Annotated in this window: 7 protein-coding genes; 4 read left to right on the top strand and 3 right to left on the bottom strand. The window is 38.4% G+C overall.

What is annotated here, in order from left to right:
- The coding region (purH, locus tag HN459_09180; protein MBT3479616.1) for a bifunctional phosphoribosylaminoimidazolecarboxamide formyltransferase/IMP cyclohydrolase at window positions 1-1,146 on the top strand (1,146 nt) is incomplete at its 5' end.
- Window positions 1,147-1,255: 109 nt separating this feature from the next.
- Entirely contained in the window at window positions 1,256-1,915 is a 660-nt protein-coding gene (locus HN459_09175; protein ID MBT3479615.1) for a hypothetical protein, read from the top strand.
- Window positions 1,916-2,070: 155 nt separating this feature from the next.
- Here HN459_09175 and HN459_09170 read toward each other — a convergent pair whose 3' ends face one another.
- Window positions 2,071-2,385: a sulfurtransferase gene (locus HN459_09170; protein ID MBT3479614.1), complete on the bottom strand. Its 315-nt coding sequence runs from the start codon at window positions 2,383-2,385 to the stop codon at window positions 2,071-2,073.
- Window positions 2,386-2,451: 66 nt separating this feature from the next.
- Between HN459_09170 and HN459_09165 the strand changes: the two genes are divergently transcribed.
- A complete protein-coding gene (locus HN459_09165) occupies window positions 2,452-2,802 on the top strand; it encodes a hypothetical protein (protein ID MBT3479613.1) in 351 nt (116 codons plus the stop codon).
- Here the strand turns inward: HN459_09165 and HN459_09160 are convergent.
- The gene (locus HN459_09160; GenBank protein ID MBT3479612.1) at window positions 2,789-3,481 is read right to left on the bottom strand and encodes a hypothetical protein; all 693 of its coding nucleotides are present in this window, start codon (window positions 3,479-3,481) and stop codon (window positions 2,789-2,791) included. The two genes, HN459_09165 and HN459_09160, sit on opposite strands and share 14 nt — an antisense overlap.
- Window positions 3,482-3,581: 100 nt before the next feature.
- Window positions 3,582-5,987, bottom strand: a complete 2,406-nt coding sequence (locus HN459_09155; GenBank protein ID MBT3479611.1) for a penicillin acylase family protein — start codon at window positions 5,985-5,987, stop codon at window positions 3,582-3,584.
- A gap of 307 nt (window positions 5,988-6,294) precedes the next feature.
- On the opposite strand from HN459_09155, the gene HN459_09150 reads away from it, so the two are divergent.
- Entirely contained in the window at window positions 6,295-9,408 is a 3,114-nt protein-coding gene (locus HN459_09150) for a PAS domain S-box protein (protein ID MBT3479610.1), read from the top strand.
- The last annotated feature ends 31 nt before the right edge of the window (window positions 9,409-9,439 follow it).

Genomic DNA, 9,439 nt, shown 5'->3' with positions numbered 1-9,439 from the left:
GGCCCCACCATGATTCGTTCCGCCGCAAAAAATGTAGGATGGGTTTGTGCGGTTGTCGATCCAGCCGATTATTCCGCCATAATCAATGAATTGCAATCTGGTGAAATTTCTTTTGAAACTCGGAAAATACTTTCCGCCAAATCTTTTGGTCACACAGCAAAATACGACACCATTATCCATAATTATTTAAAGGATGAAAAACTATCAGATGATCTTTCACTCACATTTGAAAAACATTCGGAAATGCGCTATGGTGAGAATCCCCATCAATCCGCCGCTTCCTATAAAATCCCAGGAAATGACGATCCCAATGTTTTAAATGCAACCATCCATCAAGGCAAAAAATTATCATATAATAATATTATGGACGCCGATGGCGCCTTGGCATGTGTGAGAGAATTTGATAAAACCGCCTGTGTGGTGGTGAAACATTCCAATCCATGTGGTGTGGCAATTGGCGACGATTTATTGGATGTTTACAATCGTGCTTTCAATGCGGATTCCCTTTCTGCTTTTGGGGGAATAATTGCATTTAATAGAACTTGCACAAAAGCTGTGGCAGAAGAAATAAGCAAAGTCTTTGTAGAGATTGTGTTAGCACCGAACTTCGAACCGGAAGCATTGGATATTTTTAAAAAGAAAAAAAATCTTCGCGTGTTAGAGATTGGTGAATTTGGCAAACGCTTACCAAAACTGGAAGTTCGGAATGTTGATGGGGGACTTTTAGTTCAAGATACAGACTTAAAATCATTAACACATAAACACTTAAAAGTCGTGACAAAAGCACAACCTTCGGAACAAGATATTGAAACCGCTCTTTTTACTTGGAAAGTTTTGCGTCATGCAAAATCAAATGGCATTTTGATTGCAAAAAACAATACAACAATTGGCCTTGGTGCCGGACAAGTCAGTCGTGTCGATGCCGTTCACATGGCTCTTCGAAAAGGGAGCGAAAATGTGAAGGGTGGCGTCTTGGCGTCGGATGCTTTTTTCCCATTTCGAGACAGTATTGATGCTATCAAAGATTCAGGAATCAAAGTGGTGATGCAGCCCGGTGGATCCATCCGAGACCAAGAAATAATTGATGCTTGCAACGAGTTTGGCATCGCCATGATCTTTACTGGAACACGTTGTTTTAAACATTAAAGTGCCGCGGACACCATCCAACAGGGTTGTTGGATGCACTTTTATTTCTTGTTGATTAATCGCCTCCCCCCGTAGTTTCTTTTAACCTTACCAGAGGAGGGTTCACAAAATGATAAAACACATAATAATGTTTTTATTTGTTGGGTTCGCTTGGGGGCAAGCTAATTTGGATAAATTAGTTTTGAAAGATGGCACTACATATTTAGGCGAATATTCAAAAATCGAAAGAAAGACCGTGTTTTTTAAACCACAAGGAGCCTTTGGCTTTCAACCCATTCCTGTAAAACGAATTGATAGGTTAGAGTTAAAAGATGGGCGAGTCGTGGTTCTTGATGGCAAAGACACGCATCGTCAAAAATTAAGTGCTAAAGCTAAAAACGATGCAAAGTCCAAAAATTTGAATAAGTGGGCTCTTTATGGACCATTAAGTGGTCTTACTTTTTGGGGTTGTGCGTCATTATACCAATTGTATGATAAAAGCGAATGGTGGGGGGATAGCTCTATCTTTTTAGGAGGTTCTTCAGCAGCCAGTTTGACAATACCCCATTTTGTTTTAAACAAAGAAGAAAAATTTACTTATCCTGAATCAATAACAGATGAGGATGATAAATTATACTACAAGCAATTTTATTCTAATAAACTCAAGCAAAGAAAATTTAAATATATTGTAGGTTCTACCCTTGTTACCGGAGCAGTTGTAGTGAGTGTTTTTTTTGCAACCTTTTCGCTTAATGGTTTTGATGCCTGTTTCGATCCAAGGTGTGGATAAAATTATATTTTCAAAAAATATTTTAATCCCATCAAAAATTCCGGAATCAACGTGGTGGTGCGGCCGGGCGGATTCATCCGCGATCAGGAAGCAGTTGATGCCTGCAACGAATTCGGCATTACTACGGTTTTTACTGGGACACGATGTTTTAAACATTAATACCGAGGAACTGTTGGGTCCACCAGCTGCGACCAAGAATCTATGCCGCCCTCTAGGTTAGTAACATCATAGCCCAAGGGTTCAAGATATTGGCAAACTTGGGCTGAGCGCACACCGCTGTGGCACATAACAATAATGGGCAGGTTTTTATCCAATTCTCCATGGCGGACTGGAATGATTCCCATGCGAAAATTTGTGTGGGGGTCGATCTTGGCATAAGCAACTTCGTGAGATTCCCTAACATCCAGTAAAACAAATTTTTCATTACCCTTAAATAAACTTTCCAATTCCGTTGCCTTTATTCTTTTCATTCTAAACTACTATTCATATTTTGATTTTTAAACTTACATTCTACCGTTAAACTTCAGAGGAATCTCATGAAATCAAAACTTTTTCTAAGTATCTTTATGTTGATTGGTTGCGCATCTAATGGTGCCGAGCGGAAACCGATGAGACCAAGAAATTTTATATCCCAGGAAGAAATTAAAGAGCACGCTTCGGCGCGAACAGTAAAAGAGGTTATTGAAACAGCGCGCCCACCCTGGCTTCGTGGAAAAGGTCTCGACGCCTCCGTTTATATAAACGGTATTAAAATGGGAAATCTTGATCAACTTGATAATGTTTCAATACAATCTGTGAAAAATATGCGGTATATCCCCAATACTGAGGCGACAACCATGTACGGCACTAATAATATGGGCGGTATAATCGAAATTAAGTCGAAATAGCGACAATTTCTGGGTGATCCGTAATAATGCCACTCACACCTTTTTCTTTTAAAAACGCAATGCCACTCTGTGTATTTACCGTCCAAACAATAATATCCATCCGGATCCGATTGGCATAATTCATAAGATCATTGTTGAAGATATCTCCTCGGGGGTGCAGGTAATCGGCACGAGTAAAGGGAATAAAGGCAAATGCTTTTTTGCTGTTTATCAGAAATCCCGTTTTTATAGATCTATCGGTAATTTTTGTAACCATTAGGGCAAACGGGTTAAAGCTGGAAACAATTACATGATCCTGCAGTTTCAATCGTTTAACCATTTGAGAAACGCTAAAGGCCGTTGACCAATCCAGCCTCTTTCGTGTTTTAATTTCAATATTAAAAAAATATTTTAGGGGGAGCGTTGTTAAAACATCTTCAAGAAGAGAAAAGGATTCCCTTTCTCCCGGCCAATTCACAGCAGTATTAATGTTTTTTATTTCGGTCCAGTTTTTTTGAAAAATATATCCGAATCCATCTGTTTCTCTTTCTAAATCATAATTATGAGAACATACAATTTTTCTATCTTTTGTTTGAACCACATCCAACTCAATGGCTTTAAGGCCAGCATCCATTGCCGCTTTATATGCCGATAATGTGTTTTCCGGCGCATGGATTAAAAGCCCGCGGTGGCCGAACAAAATGAATTCGTTTTTATTTGTTTTTGAGTGATTGGGTTTTAATCCAAAAAAAAGAAACAAAACCAACCACAACAAAATTAAAACCAAAAGGTAGATAGGTCTATTCCCCAGGTACGAGTTTGAGATGTCTAAACTGTGACGCAGATCTGATAAAGTCCTCATCAAAATAAGTGGTACGGTATTCACCCTTGTTGTACATAGGTGCTTGATCTTTATAATGGGGACTGGTGGGAATTCCCGATTGCCCGGTTGGTAAAATAAATTGCGTATTATTTAAATTGTCAAAATCCACTATTCGACGCATAGAGGGACCAATGGTTTTATCATAATTGGACAATAAAATGTATTCCCCTTTATTTATGGTCCCCGCCGAACCGCCCGCAGGATAGGGGCCTACATTAAAACTAAATACTTTGTCCAAAATTTTTACTACACCGAGCGTATGATTGTGGGTTAAGGTATGAACAGCAGACCATTTCCATTCATCAGTGTTAGAGCCGATTGTTTTTTCAATATTTTCCACAGCGTCCGAAATTGATGCTTTAAGGATATCATCCATTGATTCCTTTTTATTTGTAGTAATATCGTCAAACCAATCTGATTTTCCATCTCTCAACAGTGCCAATAAACTTCTTACGGGAACCATGGGTTGATTTACGAAATTCTCTAAATAATCCTCTCCCAGTTGATTTAGTTCATCGCCATATAAATTTCTTAATAAACTATTCAATCCAAAATGATAAACCAATGCGGCGGCAGAGTTTTCACTTTCTATAAAATCCCAATTTGAAAGCAAACCAAAGGCTTTGGAAAGGTTTCCTGTTTCCGTTCCCGTTTTTGCTTTTAGAAAAAAGTCCGTAATCTCTTTCGCTATATGCGATTTTTGATCCATATGCATTTTTTTGACAAAATCTATATCTATACTATTTGAGGATTCAATTAATTCTTCAATTCGCTTAATCCTGCTTGGTGAAGCCCATTGGTTTGATATATAGTGCGAAAATGACTCATCTACCATCTTGTTGTTTGCAGTACCTATATATCCTTTTTCAGGATTGAACAAAAACGGCATTTCTTCGAAAGGAACAAATCCTTTCCAATCATAATCAGGATCATGGCCTGGCCGTGGCAAAAGGTTTTGCCCGTCTTTTCTTATGGGCACTCTTACTGCTGGGCGCCATCCAATATTTCCCCGTTTATCTGCATAAACAATGTTTTGTCCCGGCACTGAAAAGGATTTCACCGCTAAAGAAAAATCATCCCAATCTCGAATTTTGGCCATTTTAATCAATGTACTAATTTCTTCCGATTGATAGTGACCCACCCATGCCATTGATACAACTTTATCTGACCCCTTTAACAATGAATGAATATCACTAATAATTGGCCCGTGATGTGTGGACCGAACAATGATTGTAGTATCGCCCCTCGATTTAAGGGGTATTGTTTCTTTGCGATATGAAATTTCACGCCAATCATTTCCATGCTTATAATACTTTAAATTATCAGGATTCAGTGTTTCCACAAAAAAATCCATATCATCAATCATAACATTTGTAAACCCCCAAGCCACGTGTTCATTTTGGCCTATAATGGGAAGGGGCATCCCAGGTAGACAGACGCCACTTATATTCAATCGGCCGCCTTTTAGATGCATTTCATACCACCAGGATGGTTGCTTTGTGCCTAGATGGGGATCATTGGCTAAAATTGGTTTTCCAGATTTAGTCCGATCGCCGCTCACCACCCAACTGTTGGATCCCATAACAGATCCATCCATATTTAATAACAATCGAAGTTTTTTTTCTTCTTTGGAAATACGATCAAAGATTAATCCAAATTTTGCCTGCGGCGGTACAATTGTAATATCATCAGGATTGTTTGGAAAAAGACTTTTTACTTTTGTTTCGCCGTATTTTTCAACAAGTGCTCCCATTACAATTTCAACACGCCAGGATTGTTGAAGGTCATAGGCCATTAATCTGCCAAGAGCCACAACATCTTGGGGCGTCCATTTTATTGGGTCGCTACCAATTATTAAAAACTCTACGGGCCAATTGTCTTTTGATTGATCTATCCAGTCATTTATTCCATTACAATATGTTTGAATAAATTTAAGCGTTTTGTCATCTATATCAGAAATAAGTTTTTGCGCGACGTTTGGAATGCCGAATGTTCTTAGATATATATCACTCGATAAAAGGTCGTCGCCCAAAAAAGCAGATAATTCCCCGCGGCCTGTTGCCGCAGAAAGGGACATTTGGAACAACCGTTCCCGAGCCATAAGGTAGCCCGAACTGTAAAATAAATCTAATTCGTTTTGAGCAAATACATGGGGGGCGCCATAATTGTCGGTATATACATCCACGTCGCCAATAAGGCCCGGGAGTTCTATCTTCCCGTCATATTTTGGAAGTGATACTCTGAAAATAAATTGAAAAACAAGGGCTGATGCAAGGCATATCCCCATAATAGGAATAATAACATATTTGATAACTTTCTTCATAATTGTTGTTTTCGTCACAGTGTCTTTTCTACAATTTATGCATAAATATGATAGTACTAAAAAAACAAAAAACCCCCGTAAAGACGGGGGTTTTTTTATATACCATCCATTTTGTATTATATAGCAGTGTAGCATCTACAGTAAGGAGGGGTTCGAAAAAACCCATACAATATTAAGACTATTTTTAAGATTTGTAAATACGGTGTAGACCGTATTTTTCATATGGGGTATAGACCGTATTTTTTCGAATAATCCCGATCACTAAAACAATGATTTACCCTTAATTTTGACCTAATTTTGATGTGATATGCTTAGTTCATATAGAAAAAACACCGCCATTATTCTTTTTATCTTTCTTGCGAGCGCCGTTTCCACATTAGAAGGACAACGCTTGGATATTACCCATTATTCAAAATATTTCAGGTCTGGTTTTGATTCTACCTGGGTGAACACACAACCAAAGATAGAACGTGGTTGGCTAGCCCTAGATGAAAGTAAACACGAAGGATTCCCTTCTTTCCATCAACTTGAGTACCCCGAAAAAGAAAAACGTCATCTTTTTTCTTTTAAAAAGTCTCCTGATAAATCCTTTACGTTGTCAGTTCTCTTCGATTTTAAAAACATAGAATCCAATACTCCATACACATTGCACGTTAAAAGTATCAGTTATTATTGGCAGATATATTTAAATGGACAATTAATTGATAGCCACTGGAAAACAGATGGCGAAAAAAGTCTTCTCCCTTTTCGAGGGAAAAACAAAAGCATTCCAATCCCCGATATATTGCTAAAACATCATGATAACTTATTGACTTTTAGAGTCGCTGGAAGCCCCCATCATCGTTGGACGGGATTTTATTATAGCGGGCCTGTTTTCTTTGCGCCAACAGACCGCGATATTCTACCCAATAATGATTTTCTCATGGTCTCTATGTTGGGTGTGTTGTTATTGTTGGGGGTTTTTTGGTTAGTTTTTGCCACCATTGAAAAAAACAATAAAATATTGTTCGTTTTAACTGCTTGGTGCTTTTCATATGCCTTGTTTTTTCTCACCCGCATTGATCATTTATTGCCTTTTCGTCCATCGGCCTTTTTATTAATTCGAGCTGAATATATTGCTGTCTTTATCAGTTCTATGTTATTTCCCCTTTTTTTAGATGTTTATCAAAAAAGGCTCTCCCTGTTCACAAAAATATTCTCGCCTGTTTTTATTTCTTTTGCGCTTTTGACCTTCGTTGTTCCTCTTTCTTTTGTTTCTGATCTAAACTTTATTTGGCAACGGCTAATTCCATTATACCTTGGTTATGTTTTGTTTCGATCCATCCAGTATTTCCAAAGTCAACCAGCGCCAAAACTTACAAATTTTGTTACTTCAGGAACGGGGATTGTCCTTTTCGCCTTTCTAATCCATGGCGCTTTTGTAACGCGCGATGTCTTTTTTATTATTCAATCTCATTTAGATGAATTGTCTTCCCGGTATACCATGGTTTTTTCTACCATTACCCTTTCTGTTGTTTTAATAACCGAATTCATTCAAGGATATGTTAAAACTCGTGGTTGGGGCGATCAATTAGAAGAAGAAATTAACCTCCAAACAAAGGAGCTTCGAGAAGCCAAAGAGTATCTTGAATCCGTGTTTGAAAACTCAAAAGAGGGAATTGCCATCTTTAATAAGGGGATTAATCTTGTCCGATGTAACCAAGCATATTTGGACTTATTTGGATATACGTTTGAAGAGTATAAGGCGCTTACCACCAGTGATCTCTATGATAACGATGGGCTTGAAATGCTTTTGGATGCGCGGGAAAAAGCTTTTAATACCGGAATTTTCCGATTGATTGTTCCCATCTTTAGTAAGGCCGGTAAAATGCGACAGCTATCCTTGTCTGGAAGTAGAGTCAAATCAAAAACGGGTGAAGAAATTTATATTGTAAACGCTTTTGACATGACCGATAGGATCAACACCGAGAATCAACTACGAGAGACTCAAAAAACTCTCCTATCTTCAAATGAAGAGTTAGAGGCGATTTTCAAGGCGCTGCCCGATTTATACTTCAGGTTAGATAAGGATGGAAGGTATCTAAGTTTTCAGGGACAGAAAAACCTTATTTATAAATCAGAGAAAACTATCATCGGCGATAAGATTTCTGACCGACTTCCCTCCGATGTTGGTGATCTGGTGATGAATGCTATTTATAAGGTTATCGATGAACAAGTGCGCGTGACAATTGAATACAAACTTGAATTGCCGGAAGGTTTTAGGACCTTTGAAGCTGTTATTTTACCTTATCGTGAAAACGAAGTTATTTCGGGAATCCGAGATATTACTGAAAGGCGTGTTGCTGAAAAAAATCTGTATAAAAGCGAAGAACAATACCGAACACTTGTGGAGGGGACAGAAGACCTGATCTTTTCTATCAACACTGACGGCATTATAACTTTTGTCAACATTCAAGTATTAATTCATTACGAAAAAGAGCTAGAAGATTTCATCGGGGAAAAAATATCTGACGTTGTTAATGCGGTGGACTCTTTGGACTTAAGCGAAACAATCGCCGCTTTAAACCAAACTGGACAGATGAATAGAATTAAAACAAATGTAATCTTTCCAAAGTTTACCAGTTGGTTTGAGTTTACTCTTAATCCGCAAAGGGGAAAAAAGGGCGGTGAAATAAATTCTATTTTATGTATTGGTCATAATATTGATGAACAGCAATCTTACGAGAGCCACTTGGAGCGGCTTGTGGAACAGCTTAATGAACAACGCCACATTTTAAAGAAAACTTCTGTGCGTATTCTTAACGCCCAAGAGAACGAGCGAAGTCGAATCAGCCGCGAACTTCACGATGAGGTGGGCCAAACGCTTACCGCAATCGACCTAAACCTTCAATTGGTTCGACAGCGTTCAGAAAACAAGGAAGACGTCGGGCCTCTCATGGTTGAATGCCAACAAATGGTTCAAAACACTGCAAAAGAGATCCATCGTTTTTCCCGCGATCTTCATCCTGCCATTCTTGATGATATGGGTCTTTTCCCGGCCATTGCTTCATATATTAGATCGTTTGAAAAGCGGACAAAAATTTCTGTTAACTTTGATCCACCGGATAATTTTAAAGAAATTTCTGATATATCCCGAACCCTTGTTTACAGAATATTCCAAGAATCACTTACAAATGCTTCTAAGCATTCAAAGGCCGATATTGTTTCTGTTAAGCTTAATCGTCTTGATGGTGTAATACATATGATTGTTTCAGATAACGGCATTGGTTTCCCTGGGGACATAATAAATAATATGTCTAGCCGATTTGGCCTACAGGGTATAGATGAACGAGTACAGCTTGCCGGTGGAGTTTTTTCTATTTCTTCTTCGATAAGCGGGGGCGCTGAACTAAACATTGAAATTCCAAATACATTAGCCTAATTCCTTTCTTGCCAATTAACATCTCAAATAA

The organism is Candidatus Neomarinimicrobiota bacterium (assembly GCA_018647265.1).
In the GTDB taxonomy this organism is placed as follows: Bacteria; Fidelibacterota; Marinisomatia; order Marinisomatales; family TCS55; genus TCS55.
Note: the sequence above shows the minus strand (reverse complement) of the source record. Positions and strands in the feature narration are given on the sequence as shown.